Origin of the sequence: Phytomonospora sp. NPDC050363 (assembly GCF_040655735.1) — a bacterium.
Lineage (GTDB): Bacteria > Actinomycetota > Actinomycetes > Mycobacteriales > Micromonosporaceae > Phytomonospora.
This window is the reverse complement of sequence record NZ_JBFAKK010000005.1, coordinates 396,772-421,699: the sequence shown is the minus strand read 5'-3', so window position 1 is coordinate 421,699 and position 24,928 is coordinate 396,772. Positions and strand designations below refer to the sequence as shown.

Annotated in this window: 23 protein-coding genes; 10 read left to right on the top strand and 13 right to left on the bottom strand. The window is 71.2% G+C overall.

Annotated features, from left to right (window positions below; all coding sequences use genetic code 11):
* Positions 1–115 precede the first annotated feature (115 nt).
* Together AB0I28_RS16505 and AB0I28_RS16500 are read left to right on the top strand one after the other, a co-directional pair.
* Entirely contained in the window at positions 116–646 is a 531-nt protein-coding gene (locus tag AB0I28_RS16505) for a transglutaminase domain-containing protein (protein ID WP_357493971.1), read from the top strand.
* Positions 647–654: 8 nt separating this feature from the next.
* Positions 655–1,059, top strand: a complete 405-nt coding sequence (locus AB0I28_RS16500; RefSeq protein ID WP_357493969.1) for a hypothetical protein — start codon at positions 655–657, stop codon at positions 1,057–1,059.
* Between the two features lie 66 nt (positions 1,060–1,125).
* Here the strand turns inward: AB0I28_RS16500 and AB0I28_RS16495 are convergent, their stop codons facing one another.
* Complete coding sequence (locus tag AB0I28_RS16495) at positions 1,126–2,373, bottom strand: M64 family metallopeptidase (protein ID WP_357493967.1); 1,248 nt, start codon at positions 2,371–2,373, stop codon at positions 1,126–1,128.
* Between the two features lie 62 nt (positions 2,374–2,435).
* Here AB0I28_RS16495 and AB0I28_RS16490 point away from each other — a divergent pair, with 62 nt between their 5' ends.
* On the top strand, positions 2,436–3,386 hold the full coding sequence (locus tag AB0I28_RS16490) for a LysR family transcriptional regulator (protein ID WP_357493965.1): 951 nt from the start codon (positions 2,436–2,438) through the stop codon (positions 3,384–3,386).
* Here the strand turns inward: AB0I28_RS16490 and AB0I28_RS16485 are convergent.
* The 3 genes from AB0I28_RS16485 to guaA form a co-directional block, all read right to left on the bottom strand.
* Positions 3,340–4,317 carry a CDP-alcohol phosphatidyltransferase family protein gene (locus AB0I28_RS16485; protein ID WP_357493963.1) on the bottom strand — a complete coding sequence of 326 codons (978 nt, stop codon included), beginning with the start codon at positions 4,315–4,317 and terminating at the stop codon, positions 3,340–3,342. The genes AB0I28_RS16490 and AB0I28_RS16485 overlap by 47 nt on opposite strands.
* A gap of 227 nt (positions 4,318–4,544) precedes the next feature.
* Positions 4,545–5,450: an NUDIX domain-containing protein gene (locus AB0I28_RS16480; RefSeq protein ID WP_357493961.1), complete on the bottom strand. Its 906-nt coding sequence runs from the start codon at positions 5,448–5,450 to the stop codon at positions 4,545–4,547.
* A 99-nt stretch (positions 5,451–5,549) separates the two neighbouring features.
* Entirely contained in the window at positions 5,550–7,100 is a 1,551-nt protein-coding gene (gene guaA, locus AB0I28_RS16475; RefSeq protein WP_357493959.1) for a glutamine-hydrolyzing GMP synthase, read from the bottom strand.
* Positions 7,101–7,400: 300 nt separating this feature from the next.
* Here guaA and AB0I28_RS16470 point away from each other — a divergent pair, with 300 nt between their 5' ends.
* Positions 7,401–9,530 carry an FUSC family protein gene (locus AB0I28_RS16470; protein WP_357493957.1) on the top strand — a complete coding sequence of 710 codons (2,130 nt, stop codon included), beginning with the start codon at positions 7,401–7,403 and terminating at the stop codon, positions 9,528–9,530.
* Positions 9,531–9,565: 35 nt separating this feature from the next.
* On the top strand, positions 9,566–10,732 hold the full coding sequence (locus tag AB0I28_RS16465) for a glycosyltransferase family A protein (protein ID WP_357493956.1): 1,167 nt from the start codon (positions 9,566–9,568) through the stop codon (positions 10,730–10,732).
* Between the two features lie 9 nt (positions 10,733–10,741).
* On the opposite strand, the gene AB0I28_RS16460 is transcribed toward AB0I28_RS16465, so the two are convergent.
* The 3 genes from AB0I28_RS16460 to guaB form a co-directional block, all read right to left on the bottom strand.
* Positions 10,742–12,808 carry a DUF6346 domain-containing protein gene (locus tag AB0I28_RS16460; protein WP_357493954.1) on the bottom strand — a complete coding sequence of 689 codons (2,067 nt, stop codon included), beginning with the start codon at positions 12,806–12,808 and terminating at the stop codon, positions 10,742–10,744.
* 190 nt (positions 12,809–12,998) lie between these two features.
* Positions 12,999–14,123: a GuaB3 family IMP dehydrogenase-related protein gene (locus AB0I28_RS16455; RefSeq protein ID WP_357493952.1), complete on the bottom strand. Its 1,125-nt coding sequence runs from the start codon at positions 14,121–14,123 to the stop codon at positions 12,999–13,001.
* Between the two features lie 14 nt (positions 14,124–14,137).
* Positions 14,138–15,658, bottom strand: a complete 1,521-nt coding sequence (gene guaB, locus AB0I28_RS16450; protein WP_357493951.1) for an IMP dehydrogenase — start codon at positions 15,656–15,658, stop codon at positions 14,138–14,140.
* 116 nt (positions 15,659–15,774) lie between these two features.
* On the opposite strand from guaB, the gene AB0I28_RS16445 reads away from it, so the two are divergent.
* Positions 15,775–16,149 (top strand): DUF5319 domain-containing protein, encoded by a 375-nt coding sequence (locus tag AB0I28_RS16445; RefSeq protein ID WP_357493949.1) that lies wholly within the window; start codon positions 15,775–15,777, stop codon positions 16,147–16,149.
* Between the two features lie 539 nt (positions 16,150–16,688).
* Here the strand turns inward: AB0I28_RS16445 and AB0I28_RS16440 are convergent.
* Both AB0I28_RS16440 and AB0I28_RS16435 read right to left on the bottom strand, forming a co-directional pair.
* On the bottom strand, positions 16,689–17,333 hold the full coding sequence (locus tag AB0I28_RS16440; protein ID WP_357493947.1) for a response regulator transcription factor: 645 nt from the start codon (positions 17,331–17,333) through the stop codon (positions 16,689–16,691).
* 140 nt (positions 17,334–17,473) lie between these two features.
* Complete coding sequence (locus tag AB0I28_RS16435) at positions 17,474–18,082, bottom strand: TetR family transcriptional regulator C-terminal domain-containing protein (RefSeq protein WP_357493945.1); 609 nt, start codon at positions 18,080–18,082, stop codon at positions 17,474–17,476.
* 113 nt (positions 18,083–18,195) lie between these two features.
* Here AB0I28_RS16435 and AB0I28_RS16430 point away from each other — a divergent pair, with 113 nt between their 5' ends.
* Positions 18,196–18,549 (top strand): peptidase inhibitor family I36 protein, encoded by a 354-nt coding sequence (locus AB0I28_RS16430; RefSeq protein ID WP_357493943.1) that lies wholly within the window; start codon positions 18,196–18,198, stop codon positions 18,547–18,549.
* A 147-nt stretch (positions 18,550–18,696) separates the two neighbouring features.
* Positions 18,697–19,341, top strand: coding sequence for a maleylpyruvate isomerase N-terminal domain-containing protein (locus AB0I28_RS16425; protein WP_357493941.1), 645 nt, complete (start codon positions 18,697–18,699; stop codon positions 19,339–19,341).
* 59 nt (positions 19,342–19,400) lie between these two features.
* On the opposite strand, the gene groL is transcribed toward AB0I28_RS16425, so the two are convergent.
* Together groL and groES are read right to left on the bottom strand one after the other, a co-directional pair.
* A complete protein-coding gene (groL, locus tag AB0I28_RS16420) occupies positions 19,401–21,026 on the bottom strand; it encodes a chaperonin GroEL (protein ID WP_357493939.1) in 1,626 nt (541 codons plus the stop codon).
* Positions 21,027–21,125: 99 nt separating this feature from the next.
* On the bottom strand, positions 21,126–21,455 hold the full coding sequence (gene groES, locus AB0I28_RS16415) for a co-chaperone GroES (protein ID WP_184789459.1): 330 nt from the start codon (positions 21,453–21,455) through the stop codon (positions 21,126–21,128).
* Positions 21,456–21,718: 263 nt separating this feature from the next.
* Here groES and AB0I28_RS16410 point away from each other — a divergent pair, with 263 nt between their 5' ends.
* A complete protein-coding gene (locus AB0I28_RS16410) occupies positions 21,719–22,918 on the top strand; it encodes a methyltransferase domain-containing protein (protein ID WP_357493937.1) in 1,200 nt (399 codons plus the stop codon).
* Here AB0I28_RS16410 and AB0I28_RS16405 read toward each other — a convergent pair.
* Positions 22,899–23,762, bottom strand: a complete 864-nt coding sequence (locus AB0I28_RS16405) for an NAD(P)-binding domain-containing protein (protein WP_357493935.1) — start codon at positions 23,760–23,762, stop codon at positions 22,899–22,901. The genes AB0I28_RS16410 and AB0I28_RS16405 overlap by 20 nt on opposite strands.
* A 128-nt stretch (positions 23,763–23,890) precedes the next feature.
* On the opposite strand from AB0I28_RS16405, the gene AB0I28_RS16400 reads away from it, so the two are divergent.
* Positions 23,891–24,205 (top strand): helix-turn-helix domain-containing protein, encoded by a 315-nt coding sequence (locus tag AB0I28_RS16400; RefSeq protein WP_357493933.1) that lies wholly within the window; start codon positions 23,891–23,893, stop codon positions 24,203–24,205.
* On the opposite strand, the gene AB0I28_RS16395 is transcribed toward AB0I28_RS16400, so the two are convergent.
* On the bottom strand, positions 24,163–24,894 hold the full coding sequence (locus AB0I28_RS16395) for an SDR family oxidoreductase (protein WP_357493931.1): 732 nt from the start codon (positions 24,892–24,894) through the stop codon (positions 24,163–24,165). The genes AB0I28_RS16400 and AB0I28_RS16395 overlap by 43 nt on opposite strands.
* Positions 24,895–24,928 lie beyond the last annotated feature (34 nt).

The window sequence follows — 24,928 nt, the reverse complement described above, 5'->3', positions numbered from 1 at the left end:
CCCCACCCCCGCCCCCGCACTCCACATGAGACGGTGCATGGAGCACCCGACGACAGCCGCGGCGTGACCATGACACGGGGAAACCCTGCCCGACTGGCCCCAGCTGTGCGACCGCATGCGCGCCGACATCCCGCCGCCACCGCTCCGCCTCCTGGACTGGCCGACGGCGGCGCCTTCCCTACCGCTGCGAACCGACCGGCTCCCGCCCGACCGTGAGGCCCTGCTCCTCGAACGGCTCCCCGAGCGCCTGCCGACGGCATGGGACACCGCCCTGCTGCTCATGGAATGGACCACCACCCGGTGGAAGCACGCCAACGACCAGACCGGCATCGGCATGGACGCGGTGAAACTCCTCGAAGCCGTCGACGACGGACGGCGCTTCCGCTGCGTCGAATACTCCACCGTCCTCACGCAAGCCCTCAACGCCGTCGGCATCCCCGCACTCGGAGCCAACGGCTACACCCGAGACCACCACTTCGGCATCGGCCGCGGACACCGCTTCACCGAGGCGTGGATCGACGACATCGCCGCCGGGGTCGTCCTCGACGGGCAGAACGGCCTGTACTGGCACGACGGCGGCCGGCCGCTCGGCCTCGCGGAACTGCTCACCATGCACCGCGCGGGTTCCGCACCGCCGAGCACGTGACACTGCGCGTGCCTTTGGAGCACAGCGATGTGGCCCTGTGGTGGTCGTACTTCGCCAACGGGGCGACCGGCAGGACGCTGCTGTTCGAAGGGCCGGTCGCGCCGGCCTTCGAGGACACCCTGACGTTGCACGCCGACTGGGTCCTCGGCACCGACATGACCTCGGCCCACCCCGACCTTTCGCGGGTCTCGGCCGGACCGGGCGATGTGGACGGACGGGCCGCACTCCGCTTCCGTGCCGAGCATCCCGACACGCACGGCTTCGTCGTCGACGGAACCGAGACCGGCGACCTGTGGGTCCCGGCCGGGCCCGCAGGGGAGCACACGTTCGACGTCCACGTCCGGACCCGATACGGCGTGGTGCCGGGGCGCAACCGGGTGCGGATCGTCCGGTCGGCGCTGGGAATCGCCTGACGGCCAAGGGACCGCCCCCACTGACGCGTGCGCGCCCCCGCCGGGTCGGCGGGGGCGCGCGGCGGGTCACACGGTCCAGGCGAAAGTCGCCGACAGCCCTTTACGAAGAGCCGGATCGCGGACCCAGTCGGTCCCGTCGGTGACCGTCACCGTCACCCGGTGGCTCCCGGCGCCACGTGCGCCGAGGAGTCCCCGGTCGAAGTCGCTCCTGCCGGTCATCGACGCGACCACCTCGCCGTCCACCCGCCAGGTGACGACGAGAGTCCCCACACCTTCCGGCACGACCACCGACAAGGGCTTCTCGCTCACGGCGATCGTCGCCTTCGCGTAGAACGAGGCGATCATCTGCTCGCGGCCCGGCAGGTTGAACTGCCTGCCGAGGGTTCGCATGATCGAGTTCGAACTCGGCCGGTAGATGCCGTTGGTGTAGTAGCGGCAGCCGTTGAAGGTGTCGATCACGCCACCGTCCGGTGTGGACTGTCCCATCCACCGCCACCACTTCGTCTGCCGGCTCACCATCGTCGACCGCTGGTGGATCGAGGCGTTGGCCTCCCGCAGCTCCGCGCCGGTGTAGTTGGTGCCCCCGCCATAGTCGTACTCGTCGGCGAGTCCGCCGATGGAGTGGCCGAGTTCGTGCACGACGATCTGCCCCGCCGAGGCGTTGCCGCCCGAGGCGGTCGCCACGCCGCCGCCGGCGCCACCGTAGGTGGTGGTGTTGGCCAGCGCGACGACCTGGTCGACGTCGGGGGCCTGCCGGGCGTACTGGTTGGCCTTGGTCTCGTTGACGCACAACAGCCGCGCGGTCCCGCCGCAGTGGAAGTACATGTCGAGCGCGGTGGTCCGGTACGTGCCGTAGGGGTCATGGTCGACCCCCGACTGCTGCGAGACGACGTCGACCTTCCAGACGTTGAAAAGGCTCTTGTAGCTCGCGAAGGGCTCGACGGCGAACAGCTCGTCGACCTTCGAGCGCACGTGGCTGTCGTAGGTCCCCAGCTGCGTGCTGGTGTAGCCGTCGCCGACGATCACCAGGTCGAGATGCGTCGCCGGGTCGCCGTTGTTGATGATGGGCGTGACGGCCGCGGCCGCCACTTCCGAGGCCGGGGCCTGCGACTCGGTCGCCGGAACCGAGATCGGGGCCCGGGTGATGGTCCCGTCGGGAGAGAAGACCTCGCGCAGCTCGGTCTTCACGGCGTGGGAGCCGGCGGGGACCGGCTCGGCCGCCGAGGCGGCGGGTGCGGGTAGGAGGGTGAGGCCGAGGGCGGCCATCGTCGCCAGCGCCAGGCCGGGACGTAATGATCTGCCGGTGGTCGTCATGGGTCGACTATGGACGATTCCGGCATTGCCAGCACATCCCATGCCGCCATAACATCCAGCGGATGGAGCTGGAGCCGCGTCACCTGCGCATCGTCTGCGCGATCGCCGACGAGGGCAGCATCACGCGGGCGGCCAGCGCCCTCGGCGTCTCGCAGCCCGCGCTGACGGCGAAGCTGCGCCGCATCGAGGACGCCGCCGGGGCCCCGTTATTCGCCCGGCACCAGCGGGGTGTGGAGCCGACCGCTCTCGGCGAGTACCTGATCGCCCGGTCCCGCGCCATTCTCGCCGACCTGGAGGACCTGGCGGGCGGTCTGCGACGGCGCGCGGGCGGCGGTTACGCGCACGAACTGCGGCTGGGCGGGATATCCGGGCCCATCATCGTGGGACTCGCCGACCGCCTGGCCGAGGCCTTCCCGCAGTGGCGGGTCGACATGCGCGCCGAGTACTCGCCCCGGCTGCTGCTGGACCTGGTCGCCACCGGACGGCTCGACGCGGCCGTGGTCGTCGACTACCCGGGCCGCGAGCTGGCGACACCGTCCCATGTGGATGGTTGCCGGGTGGTGGCCGACCCGGTTTTCGTCGCGCTGGGTGCCGGGCACCGGCTCGCCGCGCGGGAGGAGATCGAGCTGGCGGAACTCGCCGACGAGGCGTGGGTGCTGCCGCGCTCGGACGGCGCGGGCTGGCCGGAGTACTTCACCAACACCTGCCGAGCCCTGGGCTTCACGCCGGTCGTCGGCCACCACGTCGCCGAGACGCGGCTGCTCCACGAGCTGCTCAGCGCGGGAAAGGGGCTCGTGCCCTGCCAGGCGACCTTCCCGGCACCCGAGGGCGTCGTGGTCCGTCCCCTGGCGGGGTCACCGATGTGGTTGCGGCACCGCCTGCTGTGGCACCGGGCCTCGCCGATCGCCGCGTACGGCGACCGGCTCGGCGAGTTGGCTGTCGAGGCCTACGAGGCCTGCGCCGGCCTCAGGCCGCAGTACCTGCGCTGGCGGCGTCGGCACGACGGTTCTTGACCCACAGGAGCGGGCCGGAGACGAGGTACAGGGCGACCACGATCACGAAGGTCGTCTGGAGGTCGAGGAGCGCGCCGCACGCGGGCAGGACCCACAGCACCGGCGGGAGCTTGCGCAGCTGGCCGAGCTTGACGTACGGGAAGCTCGACACCATCAGCAGCGCCAGGGCGCCCACGACCAGCGCGAGGGCCAGCGTCGGGACGACCGCGTCGGTCGGCTGCGGGATCAAGACGGTGGCGATGACCAGGACGGCCGCGGCCATCGTGGTCGGCACGCCGGAGAAGAAGCGCCCGTCCTTCGGCGACACGTTGAAGCGCGCCAGGCGGATGGCCGCGCACACCGCGACCAGGCCGCACGCGGCCGCCACGACCGCGACCGGCGCGTCGCCGTGCAGCCACTGGTAGACCACGATCGGCGTGGCGATGCCGAAGGAGCACATGTCGGCCAGCGAGTCCATCTGGAGGCCGAAGGGGCTGGCCACGCCGAAGCGGCGGGCGAGCGGTCCGTCGAGGGCGTCCATGAGGACGCTGCCGAGCAGGCAGAGCGCGGCCCACTTGACCATGTCCGGGCCCTTGGAGGCCAGGATCATCGCGGTCATGCCGAAGGCGATGGAGGTGACGGTGCAGCCGTTGACGATGGCGAACTTGACCCGGCGGCCCATGGTCGCCTCGCCCGGCAGCAGCCGGATCGGGGCGGGGGGCGCGAGTTCGTCGCCGGCGGGCTCGACGATCGCGGCGGCTTCGGCGACCTCGGTGAGCTCGGCCATGGTCTCGGCGCTCAGGGTGTTGCGCCTGCGCAGCCGGATCGGCGGAAGCGGCTGGAGGACCAGCCGACGTGCGATGGTGCCGCTCTGGCGCAGCCCACGGGCGATGCCACGCCCAGCGGGCCGCGGGCTGTCGTTGGTACGACGTCGCCACAAGGTCCTTCGCACGTGATCTCCTTTTCGCACGACCACCGCGGTCGTTCCCCTTCCGATGGTCTCCCAGCATTGCGCTGTACACCATGGCACATCCGTGCCACGTTTGGCGATCCCTCCCGAAGGTAAAGGATCTACCAAAACGGGTGAAATCCCGCGAAAATCACCGAAGTGGGAGCTACCTTCGGTAGCCTGCACCGTCAACCGTAGCGTGCAAAACGGCCAAGCCCTAATAGACGAATTCAGATCAGCCGAAGTCCGTCCATCACCGCGGGCGTGATCGGCAGGTCGTCGAGGGCCTTGCGCGGCCACCATTTCGACTCCGCCGTGGACCCGCCGGCGACCTCCACGACACGCGCGGCGGTCGGCTTGGCCACGAAGACGCGGAAGATCGCGCGAACGCCGTGCCAGTCGAGGGGATAGCCCTCCGGGCCGATCGCGCGGCGCGTGCGAAACGACGTCACGTCGAGCAGGTCGCCGATCTCGCCGTGCTGGCCGGTCTCCTCGTAGAGCTCACGGGACACCGCCTCGCGGGGCTGCTCGCCGAAGTCGACGCCCCCGCCGGGCAGGTGCCAGTTCCCGGCCCCGGGGTACCCCTCGGAGATGCGCGCCAGCAGGACGCGGTCGTCGGCGTCGGTGGTGACGCCGTAGGCGCCGAAGCGCTGGCCCCGCCGGGGCGGGGTCTTCTGGTCGGTCTCGGGCGCGGTGAAGTCGGGGCGCAGGGCCACCGGACCTCCCGGGACTTCGAGGACACGGGAGACGAAAGGCGTCATCGACTGCCCGGCGACCTCCTCGGGCCGCTTCCACGTCGCCAGCTCCGAGGTGCCGTCGACCTCCGGGCGCAGCGTGCCGCCGGTGACGCGCACGTCGTAGAGGACCGCGTTGGTGTGGACCTGGCCGTTGGGGCCGTCCAGCACCGTCGACACGACGTCGCGCAGGCCGCCGACGGCCACGCTCAGTCCGGTCTCCTCGGAGAACTCCCGAACCACCGCGTCACGCGGGTGCTCGCCGTGCTCGACGCCTCCGCCGGGAAGGAACCACGCGCCGGGATATATGGCGCGCGGGGATCCCTTCGCGAGAAGGATGCGTCCGTCTTCGTCGTACACCACCCCGTAGGCCGCTAGCCGAAAGCTGTTCTTTTGCCGCATCACACAACCGTACAGGCTCGGCGACCTGGGCAAACGCAACGAGTGACAGAGCGTACTACCGATCGTAGGAGTCGACTGGGAACCGCGGCTCCCGCCCCACTACTCCCATTCGATGGTGCCCGGGGGCTTACTGGTGATGTCGAGGGTCACGCGGTTGACCTCGGCAACCTCGTTGGTGATCCGCGTCGAGATCTTGGCCAGCAGGTCGTAGGGCAGGCGCGACCAGTCGGCGGTCATGGCGTCCTCGCTGGACACCGGGCGCAGCACGATCGGGTGCCCGTAGGTCCGGCCGTCGCCCTGTACGCCCACCGAGCGCACGTCGGCGAGCAGGACGACGGGGAACTGCCACACGGAGCGGTCGAGGCCGGCGGCGGTGAGTTCGGCGCGGGCGATGGCGTCGGCGGCGCGCAGGATCTCCAGGCGCTCCTCGGTGACCTCGCCGATGATGCGGATGCCCAGACCGGGGCCGGGGAAGGGCTGGCGCCACACGAGCGACTCGGGCAGGCCCAGTTCGAGGCCGATGCGGCGGACCTCGTCCTTGAAGAGGGTGCGCAGGGGCTCGATGAGGGTGAACTGGAGGTCGTCGGGGAGGCCGCCGACATTGTGGTGCGACTTGATGTTGGCGGTGCCGGTGCCGCCGCCGGACTCGACGACGTCGGGGTAGAGGGTGCCCTGCACGAGGAAGTCGATGTGGTTCTCGGCTTCGAGTTCGCGCGCGGACCGCTCGAAGACGCGAATGAACTCGCGGCCGATGATCTTGCGCTTGGTCTCGGGGTCGGTGACGCCGGCGAGTTCGGCGAGGAAGCGCTCGGAGGCGTCGACGACCTTGACGTTGATGCCGGTGACGGCGACGTAGTCCTTCTCGACCTGCTCGGCCTCGCCGGCGCGCAGGAGGCCGTGGTCGACGAAGACGCAGGTGAGCTGGTCGCCGACGGCGCGGTGGACCAGCGCGGCGGCGACAGAGGAGTCGACGCCGCCGGACAGGGCGCACAGGACCTGCTTGTCGCCGACGGTCTCGCGGATCGCGGCGACCTGCTCGTCGATGACGTTGCTCATGGTCCAGGTGGGCTCGATGCCGGCGATCTCGTAGAGGAAGTGGCGCAGGACCGCCTGCCCGTGGGGAGTGTGGGCGACCTCGGGGTGGAACTGGACGCCGGCCAGGCGCCGGTCGAGGTCCTCGAAGGCGGCGACGGCCGCGCCGGCGGAGCTCGCGGTGGCGGTGAAGCCGGCGGGGGCCTCGGTGACCGAGTCGTTGTGGCTCATCCACACCGACTGCGCGGCGGGGAGGCCGGCGAACAGGGCACCGGCGGTGGAGACCTCCAGCGGGGTGCCGCCGAACTCGCGGCGGTTGGTCGCCTCGACGGTGCCGCCGAGGGCGACGGTCATCGCCTGGAAGCCGTAGCAGATGCCGAAGACCGGGACGCCCGCCTCGAACAGGGCGGGGTCGGTCTTCGGGGCGCCGTCGGCGTAGACGCTGGAGGGGCCGCCCGACAGGATGATCGCGGCGGGGTTCTTGGCCAGCATCTCGGCCACCGGCATCGAGTGCGGAACGATCTCGGAGTACACGCGGGCGTCGCGCACGCGGCGCGCGATGAGCTGTGCGTACTGGGCTCCGTAGTCGACGACGAGGACCGGTGCAGGCAGGGTCATGTGTGCAGCTTAATTGGGGGACCGCGCCGCGCCGACGGGTGGTGTGACGGGTGTGACGGGCGTCGATGGGTCCCGCGGAGTACCAGCCACGACCCCTGCGCACCCGGCAGAAATCCGCCGGGCGACGCGTACGGCGTGGTGGTGGCCAAAGCCGCCCACCGCGACCCACCACCCACACCGACCCCGGACGGCGGCGGCCACCGCCGCGCAGAGCGGCGGACCGCACCGAAGGCGCCATAAGCACAGCGCTGTCCGCGCCGAAGGCGCCATATGCACCCTCCGACCAACTATTCTCCCGGCATGGTGGTGCGGGCTCCTGTTCAGGAGGTGCGGCGTTCGCTGCTGGGCTGGACGCCCGACCGCATCGATCCGCACTCGGCGTTCCGCTGTGCCCTGGGGATCGCGATTCCGCTGCTGGGCGGGATGTTCCTGGGCTACCCGACGCTGGGCGGCGCGGCGGCGATCGGCGCGTGGTCGGCGGGCCTGACGACCTTCCACCGCGACGCGCGCCCGCGTCCGATGCTCGCCGTCCTGGCGGGCGCGGTGATGGGCCTCGGCGTCCTGATCGGCGGGTACACCGACGACATCCCGGTGGTGTCGATCGCGGTGGTGATGACCTGGTGCCTGGTGTGCGGGCTCATCGGTTCGCTGAGCGACATGGCGAGTTCGGTGGCCACGACCTGCGGTACGGCGATCTTTCTCGCGCACGGTCTGACGCTGCACAACAGGCCGGAGATGGCGGCGCTGGCGGCGTGCGTCGGCGGGCTGACGCAGGCGGCGATCGTGGTCCTGCTCCCCCGTCACCGGCACCGCAGTGAGCGCATGGCGCTGGCGGGGGTCTACCACTGGCTGGCGGCCGAGGCGCGGGAGACGGCCGACGAGACGCACGGCCCGCCGTCGACGGCGCCGCTGGAGCTGGCCGAGTCGGTCCTGGAGACCCATCGTGAGACGCCGGAGGTGTTCCTCACCGCGTTGACGCACGCGCGCAGGCTGCGGGCGGTGATCGCGGCGGTGGGGTCGGCGCGCAGTCGCCTGACCGACGCCGAGCCGACGGCCGCGCGGCACCTGGCGGCGGTGCTGCGGGAGGCGGCCGAGGCGCTGGACACGATCGGCGACGCGCTCGCCGAGCGGGAGGTGCCCAAGCCGGCCTGGCACAAGCGGCTGAGCGCGGCGGTCGAGCAGGTCGCCGAGGACAACAAGTCGACGTACCTGCCGATCCCGGAGTACGAGGCGACGCGGTTGCTGAGCCTGGTGCGGGCGGCGGCGACCACGGCGGCCACCCCGACGGTCGACGACGACGGCGGGGACCGGATGGATCCCTCGCGCTGGCGGCTGGTGCCCGAAATCCCGCCGCTGCGGGAGATGCTCAAGAGCTCGCTGGTGACCTTGCGGGCGAACCTGTCGCCGCGGTCGACGGCGCTGCGGGAGGCGCTGCGCACGACCTTCGCGGTCGGGATCGCCTCGGTGGGCGCGCTGTTCTGGCCCGGCGGGCACGGCTACTGGCTGCCGCTGACGGCGTGGCTGGTCTTGAAGGCGGACTTCGCGGGGACGATCGGCAAGGGCGTGGGCCGCACGATCGGGACGACGGCGGGGGCGCTGGTCGCAGGGCTGCTGTCGTCGCTGCTGCCGGTCGATCCGCTCTACATCGCGCCGGTGGTGATCGTCTTCGCCTTCGTCTCCTACCTGCTCTTCCAGGCCTCCTACGTCGCCTACAGCGCCAGCGTCGCGGCCTTCGTGGTGTTCAACATGGAGCTGGGCGGGGACTCGCCGCTGTACGCGGCCACGCAGCGGGTCCTGGCCACGATCGTCGGGGGCGCCTTCGCGCTGGTGTTCTTCCTGGCGTGGCCGAAGTGGGAGACGCCGCTGCTGGGTGAGCGCCTCGCGGACCTGACGGGGCGGTACGCCGCCTACGCCGACCTGGTCTTGGCGCGGCACGCGAAGCCGTCGCGGCGCAAGGAGGGCAGTCTGCGCAAGACGCTCGACGAGCTGCGCCTGGCGCGGGCGGAGATGGACGCGGCGATCGTGAAGGCGGCGGCCGAGCCGGTGACGGCGCCGGGGCCGATGAGCGCCGACGCGCGGCGCATCTCCTACGACCTGGGGTGGGCGGCGCGGCCGATGATGGTGCTGGAGGCGCACCTTCCGCCGGCGGATGCGCCGGATGTTCCGGCCGTTGACGACTTCCGGGCGGCGGTGGCGGCGGTGTACCGGGAGATCGCGGCGCGTTTGCGCGGGTCGGAGCCCGATCCGGCGCCGGTGGAGGCGTTGCGGGCGGCTTACGAACTTCTCGTGACGGACACCTCAGAACGAGTGACCCCGGTCACAATTGCTCAACCGACCGCGCGTCGCCGCGCTCTATACAAGTGGGAAGGGGATGTTCTCGTCGGTGCCCTCGAATCCACCTGCGAGCACATCGAAAGTTCCACAGACTAGAGCCATGTACGGCTAACGGACAGCAACGGGGATTCATGTCAACGCCTCTCGTGAGCATCGTCGTGCCTGCGTACGACGCTATGCCCTATTTGACCCGATCTATCGAGTCCGCCCTCGGGCAGACGATCGGCCTGGATGAGCTCGAGATCATCGTGGTGGACGACGGGTCGAACGACGGGACCGGCGAGGAGGCCGAGCGTTTCGCCGCCGCGCACCCGAAGGTCGTGCGCGCCCTGCGCCAGCCCAACAGCGGCGGACCGGGGGCGCCGCGCAACGCCGCCCTCGACGTGGCCACCGGCAGGTACGTGCTGTTCCTCGACGCCGACGACTACCTCGGCCCCGAGGCCGTCGAGCGGATGGTGCGCATGGCCGAGGAGAACTCCTCCGACGTCGTGCTGGGCAGGATGGTCGGCGTCGACGGCCGCCGCGTCCCGAAGATCATGTTCAAGAAGACCCGCGCGAAGGTGAACCTCTATACCTCCAGGGTCTACTGGACCCTCTCCCCGCTGAAGCTCTTCCGCCGCGAACTGATCGAGAACCTCGGCCTGCGCTTCCCCGTCGGCGCCGCCTTCGGCGAGGACCAGCCCTTCGTGGCCAAGGCCTACATCAACGCGCGCGTCATCTCCGTCGTCGGCGACTACGACTGCTACTACGCCACCCGCCGCCCCGACCTCAACGGCGTCACGCACAGGACAGCCCGCGAGTCCGGCGTGTCCAGCCGCCTCGAATCGCTGCTGCGGATGTTCACGCTGCTCAAGGCCGAACTCCCGCCCGGCAACAAGCGCGACCTGCTCCTGCGCCGCCACATGGAGAAGGGCCTCCAGGGCCTGCTGTGGCACATGACCAAGGAGCCCGACCCGAAGGTCCGCCAAGAAGCCTTCGACGCCGTCGCCCCGACCGTCGTCGCCTGGTCGAAGTCCCGCATCGCCCTCGGCATGCCCGCCGAAATGCGACGCCAGTTCGCCCTCATCGAGGCCGGCGAGGTCGAGGCCGTCCTCAGCCACGTCACCGCCCGCGTCCGCCGCATCGACACCTGGGGCACGCTCGGCTTCGACCCCTCGACACTGCGCTCGCCCTCGCTGGCGCTGCGGGTGCGCCTGCGCTCGATCGGCCCGCGCGTGGCCCTGCGGGCGACGCTCAAGGAGCTGCGCAAGAACCCCCGCAAGGCCGTCAAGCGGGTCGGCAAGGCGCTGACCAGGTAGTCGCGCGCCTCACCCCGCCCCGACCGTACGACGAAACGCCAGGCGGCAGGCCTGCACGAACAGCAGCGCCGCCCCGCAGAGCGCGAAGACCATCATCGGCACCGCCGACCAGTCGCGCGGCCGGTCGGCGCGCACGAGGGTCGGCCCCGGCGTGGTCAGCAGCTTCTCGTACCACCACTCCTGCCGTTCGCCGTCGGCGTAGGCGGCGGTGACGTGGCGGCCGAGGTCGTCGGGGCCGAACTCGCCGCCGGGGATCCAGACGGCCGAACCGTCGGGCCGCTGGACCTGGCACTCGGGGAGGCGGCCGAAACCGTGCGGACCGACGGGGGCACCCTCGCGGCACGCGGTGACCAGCACCGGCATCTCGCCGTCCGCCCGGTCGAGGGGCCGTCCCCCGGCCTGCGAGGCCGCGGTGAGGCCGACCAGCACGACGAAGGCGGCCGTGGCGATCAGGGCCGTGGCGCGCACACCGCGCCCGGCGACGGTCGCGGGCATGGCCGGAACCGCCGGCGCGATCCGCCGGCCCGAGGGCTGCGGAAGCTTCGGCAGCCGCTGCCCGGGTTCGAGCGGCGCGATCGACAGGATCTGGGTGGCGCACACGCGTCCCGACTGGTGCGGCGAGGTTCGCAGGGCCGCGACGAGGCGGTGCAGGTCGACGGCGGGCCGCCAGCTGTCGGTCTTGCCCTGGGTGAGCAGGATGGGGTAGCGGTGCCACCAGCCGTCGACGGGGACGTAGAGCACGGCGTTGCCGTAGACGGTCTTGATGCGCACGCGCGGGCTGTGCAGGTCGCCGCGATGCACACCCCGGGGCCCGTCGCAGATGAGCCGGTACCCGTCGAGCCACAGGGTCGTGCGGTTGACCGCCTGGAAGTGCCGCACGACGCTGCCGTGCGCCCAGTACAGCGTGCCCGGCAGGCCGAAGGCCAGCACGCTCACCGCCGCCCAGAACCAGGACGGAACCGAGATCGCCTGCGCTCCCCTGAGCATCGCCAGGCCCGCCAGGAGCGGCCCGGCGAGCGCGGCGAGGCCGAGGACGGGACCGGCGACGGCCGCGGCGATCCGGCGCGGAGCACGGCCGAACTCACGGTCGGGGTACTCGGCGAAGCGGAGGCTGCGGGGCCCGGCCTCGGGCGGCCGGGGCGGGGAGGGGTTGTGGTTCTCGACGGAGCGGACGATCAGGGAGCCGCCGGGCCCGGACAGTCGCGGGAGGGTGTAGGAGCTCGCGGAGCGCCGGAAGGGTTTGACGAGCAGCCGGTAGCCGCCGACGGCCAGGAGGCAGACCGAGGCGAACATGAGGATGTCGACGACGTTGGAGGCGGTGGCCGAGGTGGGGCGGCCCTCGGCGATGAGCGCGTTCTGGAAGCGGTAGCCGTCGAGGGCGACGTCGAGGAGAAGGGCTCCGGCGGCAAGGAAGATCAGGGCCCAGATCGCGGCGGCGACGCGGTCCCACGTGGTGCGCGGGGCGAGGTGGGGGACGCAGTCGTCGAGGGCCTGGGCGTCGCCGGGGCGGGGGTCGGCGCGCGGGACCAGGGCGCGGATCTCGCGGGCGGCGCCCTTGCCCTCGGGTTCGGGCGAGGCGGCCAGCACGTCGGCGAGCGCGTCGAGGTCTTCGGCGCAGCGGACCTGTCCGACGCGGGGGTCGTTGAGGGGGACGACGGCTCGGCGTCGGCCGCCTTCGGCGCGGATGCGCAGGAGCCAGCGGGTTCCGGCGCGGGTGTTCTTCTTGATGACGGTGACGTCTGGGGTGTGCAGGTCGACGACGGTGGGGTGGCGTTCGCCGTCGTTGGCGGCGACGAGGAGGGAGCCGTCGACGGCGAGGTCGGCGTCGAGTTTCATCCGGGCGGCGCCGGTGAAGAGGTAGAAGGCGGCCGCGCCCAGGGCGCAGGCGCCGAGGCCGAGGATGACGGCGGGTCCGCCCCAGGCGGGGTCGGTGCGGACGACGAGGTCGAGGGCGTGGACGGTCGGTGCGACCAGGAGCACGAGGTAGGCGATGAGATAGGCGGTGCGGTGGCGGCTGACGCGGCGGTGAGCGCGGCGGCGTGCGAGGCCGGATGGGAAGCGCCGGAGATGCCGCACCCCCGGCGGACTCTCCTTTATGGACAGTCTTTGCGCGCGGTCCCGTTTGGCCGAAGTCGATGGGGGCACGAGGCGAAAGCATGCCAGGGGTCATGATCGTCGTCAATCCCCTGTGGAGGCATATTCAGTGAAAAGGCCGGAAACCTCAAGGGTTTCCGGCCTTCTCCTTTTTGTGCGTTACGTTCGAGTCCTATAAGGACACGGTGAGTTCGACCTTCTGGAACTCCTTGACGTCGGAGTAACCGCACTTGGCCATGGCCCGGCGCAGTCCGCCGAAGAGGTTCATCGTTCCCGACGGATCGACCGACGGGCCGTGCAGCAGCTGCTCCATGTCGCCGTGGCGGTCCTCGTCCGGCGAGGCGTAGCGGCCGCGCGGGAGCTTCGGGTGGCTGGCCACCGACTGCCACCAGGCACCGCCGGCCGGGGCCTCCTCGCACATGGAGAGGGGCTGGCCGAGCATCACCGAGTCGGCACCGCAGGCGATCGCCTTGGCGATGTCGGCGGAGGTCTCGATGTCGCCGTCGGCGATCAGGTGCACGTAGCGGCCACCGGTCTCGTCGAGGTAGTCACGGCGGGCCGCGGCGGCGTCGGCGACGGCCGAGGCCATCGGCACCTTGATGCCCAGCTGCTCGGAACTCGTCGACCAGACGTCCTGCCCGACACCGATGATGACGCCGGCGGCGCCGGTGCGCATCAGGTGCAGGGCCGTCTGGTAGTTCGTGCAGCCGCCGACGATGACCGGCAGGTCGAGGTCGGCGATGAACTCCTTGAGGTTGAGCGGCTCGTCGTGGGCCGAGACGTGCTCGGCCGACACGACGGTGCCCTGGATGATCAGGATGTCGATGCCCGCGTCGAGGATCACCGGCGCCAGGGCGAGGGTGTGCTGCGGCGACACGCGCACCGCGACGGTCACCTCCGCCTCGCGGAGCTGCTTGACGCGCTCGGCGATCAGCTCGGGCTTGATCGGCTCGGCGTAGACCTCCTGCAGCCGCCGGGTGGCGGCCACCGAGTCGTCCTCCAGGTCGGCCAGCTCGGCCAGGATCGGCTCGGGGTCGTCATAGCGGCACCACAGGCCCTCGGCGTTGAGCGTGCCGAGGCCCCCGAGCTGACCGAGGCGGATCGCCGTGGCGGGGCTCATCGTCGCGTCGGACGGGTGCGCCACGCACGGGATCCCGAAGCGGTAGGCGTCGAGCTGCCAGGCCGTGGACACGTCGTCGACGTCCCGGGTGCGGCGGCTGGGCACGATCGACACGTCGTAGAAGTGGTAGCCGCGGCGCGCGACCTTGCCCACTCCGATCTCCACGACATCCGGCACAGGACTGTCCTTCCCTAACGCGAGTGATAGTTGGGAGCCTCGACGGTCATCTGGATGTCGTGCGGGTGGCTCTCCTTGAGACCCGCCGCGGTGATCCGGACCAGGCGTCCCCGCTCGTGCAGCGCTGCGATCGTACCGGCACCGCTGTACCCCATCGCCTGGCGCAGGCCGCCCACCAGCTGGTGCGCGACCTGGGCGAGGGTGCCCCGGTACGGTACCTGGCCCTCGACGCCTTCGGGGACGAGTTTGTCCGCGGAGGACACGTCGGCCTGGAAGTAGCGGTCCTTGGAGTACGACTGGCCCTGGCCGCGCGCCTGCATGGCGCCCAGCGAGCCCATGCCCCGGTAGGACTTGAACTGCTTGCCGTTGACGAAGACCAGTTCGCCCGGGCTCTCCTCGCAGCCGGCGAAGAGCTGGCCGAGCATGATGGTGTCGGCGCCGGCCACGATCGCCTTGGCGATGTCGCCGGAGTACTGGATGCCGCCGTCGCCGATGACCGGGACGCCGTGCGGGCGCGCGGCCCGGGCGGCGTCCATGATCGCGCTGATCTGGGGCGCGCCGACACCGGCGACGACCCGCGTCGTGCAGATCGCGCCCGGCCCGATGCCGACCTTGACGCCGTCGGCGCCGGCGTCGACGAGGGCCTTGGCGCCGTCGTAGGTGGCGATGTTGCCGCCGATGACGTCGACGCGGTCGCCGAAGTCCTTGGCGATGCGCGCCACCATCTCCAGCACGCCGCGGTGGTGGCCGTGCGAGGAGTCGACGACGAGAACGTCCACGCCGGCGTCGACGAGCAGGCCCGCGCGCTCATAGGCCTCGTCGCCGACGCCGATGGCGCCGGCCGCGCGCAGGCGGCCGCTGTCGTCCTTGGTGGCGTTGGGGTACTTCTCGCTCTTGGCGAAGTCCTTGACCGTGATCAGGCCGCGCAGCTTGCCGGCGCCGTCGACGATCGGGAGCTTCTCGATCTTGTGCTGGCGCAGGATGCCGATCGCGTCCTCCGCCGACACGCCGACCGGCGCGGTGACCAGGGGAGCCGGGGTCATGATCTCGCGCACGGGGCGGCTCTGGTCGGTCTCGAAGCGCATGTCGCGGTTGGTGACGATGCCGACGAGGGTGCCCGCGGAGTCGACGACCGGCAGGCCCGAGATGCGGTAACGGCCGCACATGCGGTCGACCTCTTCGAGGGTGTTGTCCGGACCGCAGGTGACCGGATGGGTGACCATGCCGGCCTCGGAGCGCTTCACGAGGTCGACGTGCATGGCCTGGTCCTGCGGCGACAGGTTGCGGTGCAGGACGCCGATGCCGCCGAGGCGGGCCATGGCGATCGCCATCCGCGCCTCGGTGACGGTGTCCATGGCCGCCGAGGCCAGAGGCATGCGCAAGGTCACATTGCGGGTCAGCCTCGTCTGGGTGTCCGCCTCCTGCGGGAGGACGTCGGACTCCCCCGGCAGCAGGAGGACGTCGTCGAAAGTCAGCCCCAGCGGGAGCGCGAATTCGGCCCCCAAGGGTGTGTTGGGTACGAAACCGGCACTCATATTTCCCGCGGCGGGGGTCCCGCCCGGTTCCCCAAGGTGTTCCATCCGGTAATCCTACGGTCGACGCAAATCGTACGAGCACACACACTGTCCCGCCCCCGGGATACGGTGGACGAGTGCAGGATGAGCCACGCGATCCGTTCTCCGACGAGCCGGACCACGAACTCGGCGACGACGAGCTGTCGGCCGAGCCGCTCAGCGAGACCGAGCGCGCCGAGATCATCGAGGACCTGACCAGCCTGGAGGTGTACCAGTCCCTGCTGGAACCGACCGGTGTGCGGGGGCTGGTCATCGAGTGCCCGGACTGCCGCGAGCCGCACTACTTCGAGTGGGGGCTGTTGCGCAGTAACCTGCGGCACCTGCTGGAGTCGAACCGGCCGCGACTGCACGAACCGGCGTACGACCCCGACCCGAGTCAGTACGTCTCGTGGGATTACGCGCGGGGGTACACGGACGGGGTACAGGACGCGCACAGCAGTTTGGACGAGTAGGGGCCGACGCGGGCTGCCTGCGACGGTGGCTTTCTCGCCGCACCGCCAAGCGCGCCCGCCGCACGTGTACGCACGACCCCAGGACTCTCCCCGCCCCGCCCACGACATGCCCGCCGTGGGCGAGGCGGGCTCCGCACCCGAGTCGTCCGCGAGTCATCCTCCCCAGTGACCCGTGGCGCGCACTCGCCACCACTCTCCGGGCCGGCCACGGCACTCCGCCTGCGACCTTCCCGTCCCACCGGCTCCGCCACCACGCGGTCCGGCGCCGTCACCACCACTCAGCGACGTCCACCGCCGCCGACGTGCCCGCATGCCCAAGGGCCGTTCCCCGCACTCCGCCGCCCGCCCGCTTCCGCGGCCGGACCTTCACCACCGGGCCTGCCGACGCTGTCGGATCCACCGGAACCGAGGCCGTCGGCCCACCGAACTGCCGGACCGGTCGAGACTGCCGAACCCACCGGACCGAACCCGCGACCGGACCGAACACCACCACCCGGCAGCCGCCACCGCCGAGCACAGGCACCGCGCGCCGCGAGCCGCTAACTCACCAGACCCGACCGGAACGCCTCCGCCACCGCGTGCGCGCGGTCGCGCGCGCCCAGCTTCCGGAACAACCGCCGCGCGTGCGTCTTGACGGTGTCCTCCGAGACGAAGAGGTCCCGGCCGATCTCGCCGTTGCTCTTGCCCTCGCTCATCCCGCGCAGCACCTGCATCTCGCGTTCGGTCAGCGCGCTCCCGCGCCTCGGTCCGCTGCCCGCCGGGAGGGACGTGCCCTCGCCCATCGCCGGCTGCCTCGGCACCATCCCGTTCACACGGGGACACACCATCATGATCGCCTGGGTGAGCGCGACGACCAGGTCCTCCTCTTCCTTCCCCGCGCGGATGACCCCTCGCGCTCCGGCGGCGACGGCGAGGGCGGCGATGCGCGGATCGGCGTTGCCGACCAGCACGACGCCGGTGCCCGGGGCGAGCGCGAGCACCTGTCGGGTGAAGGAGACGGGGTCGGGGCGGGTGAGCGCCACGTCGGCGAGGACCACGTCGGCCCGCCGTTCCCGCAATCTCATGTGGACATCAGCGGATGACAAAGCGGTGCGGACCGCCTGTGCCACCCCGGTGCGGCTGGCGCAGGCGGAGATTTTCTGCGCCGCTGCCGGAGTTCTTACACAAACCAGGACCGATCTCATCTGTCCCACCTCTCTCGTCTTACTCGTGAGACACGGGAGCCACGCGATCCTGACGCGGTTTTGCAGGTGCATTTTGCCTAGGTTAGCGGGTTTTCGTCCTGCAAAGTCCCCTGCTTTGTGACCCGCGTGACAGAAGTTTCCTACTGGGGCGTAGCGCGAATCGGCGTCATGGAGTGCCAGAGGCGGTCGGCGAGCTCGTCGACGGCGACGCGAGCGGAGGCCTCGTCGAGGGTGGGGACGCCGGTGAGGAGTCCGAAGATCACGCCGTAGAGGCCGGCCGTCGCCCGGGACAGGTCCTCGGCCTCCAGGTGGTGTCCGGCGGCGGCGAAGGCGGCGGTGATGGCGGCGAGTTCGGCGCGGTTGAGTTCGGCGAGGACTTCGCGCAGGCGCGGGCGGCGCACGCCTTCGAGGAGGAGTTCGAAGGTGACGCGGTACATGGGGCCACGGGCGGGGCCGACGGCGTCGTCGACGATGGCGCGCAGCAGTGTGCGCATGTCCTCGACGCAGGCCGCGGTGGGCTCGGCGGGTGCGTGGGCGTGGGCGTAGTCGATGACGTCGGGGCCGATGAGGCGGCCGGCGGCGGCGATGAGGAGGTCCTCGCGGGTGCGGTGGTAGTTGACGGCGGTGCCGATGGGCACGCCGGCCTCGCGGTCGACGGCCCTGTGAGTGAGGCCGCGGCAGCCTTCACGGGCGATGACCCGGACGGCGGCGTCGCCGAGTTTCGCGCGTCTCTCCGGATTTTCCGGCATATCACTTCCTAACGACTCAAATGCCGTCTATCTTAGTTGTACACCACCTGTAGTACTACAGGTGACGTGCAGCGAGTGGGGACTCGCGCTTCAAAGGGGAGGAGAACTCACCGATGTCTCTCGGATGGAAGACACGGGTCGGGGCCGTCGCGGCCATGGGACTGCTCGGGCTGGCCGCCGTGGCCACGCCCGCCGGAGCCGACACCGTCGACCAGCTCGATCATCCCGGCTGCCCGGACGGCTACTTCTGCGTCTGGACCGGCCAGAACTTCACCGGCGACCAGTACGGCGGCAACCAGGGCGGCACCTGCTACTGGGGCATCCCGGGCGGTTGGTCGATGGCCAACCAGATGGGCCACGCCGTGCACGCCTACGAGTTCAGCGACTGCACCGGCCAGAGCTTCACGCTCGAACCGGGCTACGACACGGCCAACGCACCGTTCCCGATCTACTCGGTGGCCACGTGAGCGACCGCCGGGTCGGCACCGGCCGAACGCCGAGCCGTTCGTCCACTGTGGCCTGACCTGGCGGAGCGTCGCGGCGGGCGGCATCGACAGCATGCCGCCCGCCGTCGGGACTCCCACCGAAGGCACATGTTCGGCATACTCACCGTCATGACCCCCATGTGGCAGTTGTTCTGCAAAACCGGGGCCGTCGCCCGGGACCTGCTGGCCTCCCCGGAGGTCGCCGAGCGCTGGAACCGGCCGAGCGCCCTCGCCGAGTTCCAGGTCCGCGGACTGTCGGGCCACCTGGCGCGCCAGATCCTCAACGCCGATCGCTTCCTCGACGTCCCGCTGTCGTCCGACGTGCCCCGCATGGACCTGGGCGAGTGGTTCGCCAAGGGCTCCAAGGGCAAGAGCGACGAGCCTCTCGACTCCCCCTCGCACCGCGCGATCCGCGAGCGCGCCGAGCAGGACGCCGAGGGCGGGCCGGCGCGGCTGGCGGCCAAAGTGGACGCGGCGCTGGCGCGGCTGGCGACGCGGTTGCCGGGCGAGGACCCGAACCGCTGGGTGAACGTGTTCGGCCATCACGCGCTGACGCTCGACACCTTCCTGCTCACCCGCCTCACCGAGCTGGTCGTGCACACCGACGACCTCGCGTTCAGCGTGTTCGCCGAGCCGCCGGTGCTGCCCGAGGAGGCCGTCGACGTGGTGATCGGCGCGCTGACCGGCCACGCGGTCCGCAAGCACGGCCGGGTCGCCGTCCTGCGCGCGTTGTCGCGCAGCGAGCGGGCCCCCGGAACGATCTCGGCCTACTGACGCAGAAAGCGAACGGGACGCCTCCGTGCGGAGGCGTCCCGTTTCGTCCTTGCGTGGTTCTAGTGCGAGTGCGAGTGCCCGCCGTGCGAGTGCGAGTGGCCGGCCGGCTCGCTGACCTCGGGCTTCTCGACGATCAGCGACTCGGTCGTCAGGAGAAGACCGGCGATGCTCGCGGCGTTGATGACGGCGTTGCGCGTCACCTTCACCGGGTCGAGAATGCCCGCGGCGATCAGGTCGCCGTACTCACCGGTGGCGGCGTTGAGGCCGTGGCCCCAGTCCATCGCCGCGACCTTCTCGGCCACGACGCTGCCGTCGAGGCCGGCGTTGATCGCGATCCAGCGCAGCGGCTCGCGCAGCGCCTTGCGGACGATGCGAACACCGGTGGCCTCGTCGCCTTCGAAGTCGAGCTTGTCGAGAGCGTCGGCGATCGAGACGAGGGCGGTGCCGCCCCCGGGGACGATGCCCTCCTCGACGGCCGCACGGGTCGCCGAGATGGCGTCCTCGATGCGGTGCTTCTTCTCCTTCATCTCCACCTCGGTGGCGGCGCCGACCTTGATCACCGCGACGCCGCCGGAGAGCTTCGCGAGGCGCTCGGAGAGCTTCTCGCGGTCCCAGTCGGAGTCGGTGTCGGCGATCTCGTTGCGGATCTGCCCGACGCGGGCCTGGACGGCGGCCTTGTCACCGGCGCCATCGATGATGGTGGTGGTGTCCTTGGTGATGACGACGCGACGGGCGCTGCCGAGCTGCTCAAGGGTGAGCGAGTCGACCTTCCCACCGATCTCGGGAGAGACGAACTCGGCACCGGTGAGGGCCGCGATGTCCTCCAGCATGGCCTTGCGGCGGTCGCCGAAGCCGGGCGCCTTGACCGCGCACGCCTTGAAGGTCTTGCGGATCGCGTTGACGACCAGCGTCGACTGCGCCTGGCCCTCGACGTCCTCGGCGATGATCAGCAGCGGCTTGCCGGACTGGGCGATCTTCTCCAGCAGCGGCAGCAGCTCCTCGATCGCCGAGATCTTCTGGTTGGCGACCAGGATGTAGGGCTCGTCGAGGACGGCCTCGCCGGCCTCGGCGTCGGTGGCGAAGTACGGGGAGATGTAGCCCTTGTCGAACTGCATGCCCTCGGTGACCTCGAGCTCGGTCTCGAGCGTCGAGCCCTCTTCGACGGTGATGACGCCGTCGTTGCCGACGGTGTCCATCGCCTGCGCGATGAGCGCGCCGATGGTGGCGTCCTGGGCCGAGATGGCCCCGACCTTGGCGATGTCGGCGTTGTCGGCGACCTCGGCGGCCTTGGCCAGCAGCGCCTCGCTGACAGCCTGGGCCGCGGCGTCGATGCCCCGCTTGAGGGCGATCGGGCCGGCACCGGCGGCGACGTTGCGCAGGCCTTCGGTGACCATGGCCTGGGCCAGGACGGTGGCGGTGGTGGTGCCGTCACCGGCGACGTCGTTGGTCTTGGTGGCGACTTCCTTGGCCAGCTGAGCGCCGAGGTTCTCGTACGGGTCGTCGAGTTCGATCTCCTTGGCGATGGTCACGCCGTCGTTGGTGATCGTGGGGGGACCGAACGACTTGTCCAGGACGACGTTGCGGCCGCGCGGGCCGAGCGTCACCTTCACCGCGTTGGCCAGGCGGTTGACGCCGGCCTCCAGGCTCTTACGGGCGTCGTCGGAGAAGCTGATGATCTTCGACATGGTGTTTCCGGTTTCCCTTCGTACGGCACCGCCCCGGAGCCTCGTCGAGACTCCGGGGCGATCAACCGTCTAGATCGTCACGGTCGTGACTCGGCCTTACTACTTCTCGACGACGGCGAGAACGTCACGAGCCGAGAGGATCAGGTAGTCCTCACCGGCGTACTTGACCTCGGTGCCGCCGTACTTGGAGTAGATCACCGTGTCGCCGACATTGACGTCGAGCGGGACGCGGTTGCCCTTGTCGTCGATCCGGCCGGGGCCGGTGGCGAGGACGGTGCCCTCCTGGGGCTTCTCCTTGGCGGTGTCGGGGATGACGATGCCGGAGGCGGTCGTGGTCTCGGCCTCGTTGGCCTGGACCACGATGCGGTCCTCCAACGGCTTGATCGCAACCTTGGTCGCGGTGGTCACTGATACCCTCCGTGGGTACATGGGAACGAACTTGACATGTACCGGAGTCCCGTCGTCGCGGGTGGCGAGACCCCCGGTCCGCTCAGATGAGCTGGCACACTCCTAGGGAGAGTGCTAACGCAGAGACTATGCCGAAGGCTGGCACTCCGTCAAGGAGAGTGCCAACATCACAGCAAGCGGGGCTGCTAGAGGGCGGTTTACGGCGTGGCGTAAGACACCCCCGGCGCCCCACGACGAGCCTCCCCGCCAACGTCGCGCGCCACGCCGTCGCGCAGGATTGGCCCATGTCCCCAAGCGCCGACACCAAGCTCGACGCCCTCCGCTCCCCCGAAGGCGCCGAACTGCTCGCCGTCGCCGGCGAGCTGGCCGCCACCGACCCCGCCCGCGCGGCCCTGGCCCTGCGCGCCCACACGTCCGACCCTGAGCTGGCCTCGGCGGCCCTGACACAGGCGACGCTGCGACTGTCGGCGGCGGCGAAGTTCGGCGAGGACGCGCACGCCATGTTCTTCACCCGCGACGGCCTCGAACAGGCCACCCGCCCCGAGGTCGCCGCGCGCCGCGCCGCGCGACTGAAGGCGGCCGGCGCGACCCGGGTCGCCGACCTGTGCTGCGGCATCGGCACCGAGGCCGTCGCCCTCGCCCGCGCGGGCCTTCGCGTGGTGGCCGTCGACGCCGACGCCGCCACCGCCGCCCTGGCCACCGCCAACGCCGAGGCGCTCGGCCTCGCCGACCTCATCGAGGTCCGCAACGCCGACGCCCTCGACACCGACCTCACCGGCTGCGACGCCGTCTTCGCCGACCCCGCCCGCCGCGACGCCGCGGGCCGCCGCGTCTTCGACCCCGCCGCCTACGCCCCGCCCCTCAACGCGCTCCTCGCCCGCGCCGAGGGCGTGCCCTACGGCGTGATCAAGGTCGGCCCCGGCATCCCCCACGAAGCCGTCCCCGCCGGCGCCGAGGCCGAATGGGTCTCCGTCGACGGCGACGTCGTCGAGGCCGCGCTCTGGCTCGGCCGGACCGTCGAGGTCCCCCGCCGCGCCACCGTCATCCGGCGCGGCGAGGTCCATGAGCTCACCGGAGCCGGCGACCGCCCCGCGCCCCTCGGCGAGACCGGCCGCTACCTCTACGAACCCGACGGCGCCGTGCTGCGCACCTACCTCGTCAGCGAACTCGCCGACCTGCTCGGCGCCCGCCTCGCCGACCCCACGATCGCCTACCTGCACGCCGACGACCTGGTCGCCACGCCTTTCGCGCGGACCTTCGAGGTCGAGGAGACCATGCCCTTCTCGGTGAAACGGCTGCGCTCGGCGCTGCGGGAGCGCGGGGTCGGGCGGCTGACGGTCAAGAAGCGCGGTGTCGACATCGACCCCGACGCGCTGCGCCGGGAGCTGCTGGGCAAGGGCAAGGCGAAGGGCGCGGCGGAGGCGACCGTCGTCGTCACCCGCATCGAAGGTCAGCGCACGGCCTTCATCTGCTCGCCGGTGTGAGGCCGCCGACCAGCCCGCTGCTCTCCTCGGCCCCGTGCCCTTCGGCGACCCGGCGGGCCATCAGCGCCAGGTAGGGCTCGATCAACTCGGTGCTGACACCCCGCTCGGCGGCCGTGCGCAACAGCGTCCCGCTCGCCACGTCCTGCATGGCGAGGGAGGACTCGACGTTCGTCGTGTGGTCCCCGGTGGCCAGACGCTCGGCGATGCCGTGCGTGGTGGCCTGCGCCAGTGCCGCCATGAGCCCGGCGAGCATCGGCGCGAACTCGCGGGGCGGCACCTCGCCCTCGGTCAGGGCGAAGGCGTGCACCAAGCCGCCGAACAGTCCGGACATGGCGCTGAGCAGGGCGACGTCGAGAAGGGCCGCGTGGCCGGGGTCGGTACCGGCGAACTGCGGATCGGCGACGGCGGCGAGCGCGTCACGGTGTTCGTCGAAGACCTCGGCGACGCCGCTGTAGAGGATGAACGCGGCGGGCGTGGCGATCATGGCGGGCGTGGCCATCACGCCGCCGTCGAGGAAGCGGGCGCCCCTCCCGGCGGCCCACTCGGCCCGCTTGCGGCCTTCGGCAGGGGTGTTGGTGGTGAGGTTGATCAGGTCCCGGCCGCTCAGGTCGGTGCGGTCGAGGACCGCCTCGACGCTGGCGTCGTCGAGGAGGCAGGCGACGACCAGCCGATTCGCCGCGACGGCCTCGGCGGCGCTCGCGGCGAGCGTCGCGCCTTCGGGGGCCTTGCCCGCAGAGCGGTTCCAGACGGTGACGGGGTGCCCGGCGGCGAGCCAGGCGCCGGCGAGCGCGCGTCCCATGGAGCCGAGGCCGAGGAGGGTGATCGGGGTCTTGTGGGTGGTCATGAGGACTAGCCTTGTCGCGGGTTCCGGGTCGATCAAGTACGCACTTTGGAGTGGGTGGTGTCCCGGAGGTAAGCGTGGAGGTGGACGTGGTGCGGCCGAGTGCGCAAGAGTGCCCGATCGAGGCGGCGATGACCGTGATCGAGGGCAAGTGGAAGGTGTCGATCCTGTGGACGCTCGCGTTGCGCCCGTTTCGTTTCGGTGAGCTGCGGCGGACGATGCCGGGGCTGACAGAGAAGGTCCTCGCGTCGCATCTGCGGGCGCTGGAGGACGACGGGATCGTGCACCGGCAGGACTTCGACGAGGTGCCGCCGCGGGTGGAGTACTCGCTGACCGAGCGTGGACTGGCGCTCAATCAGGCGTTGAAGCCGCTGGGCGCCTGGGGCCGGGAGAACGTCCTGGGTCAGCGTCCGCCGGCGACCCTGAGCACGGCCCCGGTCGTGTAGGAGGACTCCTCCGACAGCAGCCAGGCGATGGCGGCGGCGATCTCGGCGGCCGTGCCGGCGCGGCCGAGGGGGATCTGGGGGCCGACGCGGGCGGCGCGGCCGGGGTCGCCGCCGGTGGCGTGCATCTCGGTGTCGATGATGCCGGGGGCGACGGCGTTGACGCGGATGCCGTCGGGGCCGAGTTCCTTGGACAGGCCGATCGTGGCGGTGTCGACGGCGGCCTTGGAGGCGGCGTAGTGGACGTAGTCGCCGGGGCTGCCGAGGGTGGCCGCGCCGGAGGAGACGTTGACGATGGCGCCGCCCCGGCCCAGGTCGCGGGCGGCGCGCCGGCAGCACAGCAGGACGCCGACGACGTTGACGTCGATGACGCGCTGGATCGTGGCGGGTTCGGCGTCGGCGAGGCGGCCGAAGCCTCCGGTGATGCCGGCGTTGTTGACCAGGCCGGTGAGGGTGCCCAGTTCGGCGGCGGTGTCGAAGAGGCGGTCGACGTCGGCGGGGACGGACACGTCGCAGTGCACGACCGCGCAGCGCGCGCCGGACGCCTCGGCCGAGGCGGCGGTCGCGGCGGCCGCCTCGGCGTCGCTGGAGTAGCCGATGACCAGGTCGTGGCCGTCGGCGGCGAGTCGGGCGACGGTGGCCGCACCGATGCCGCGGCTGCCTCCGGTGACGACGGTCAGGGGACGTGCCACGGTGTACCTCCACGGTTTTCGGCGGGCTCGATCC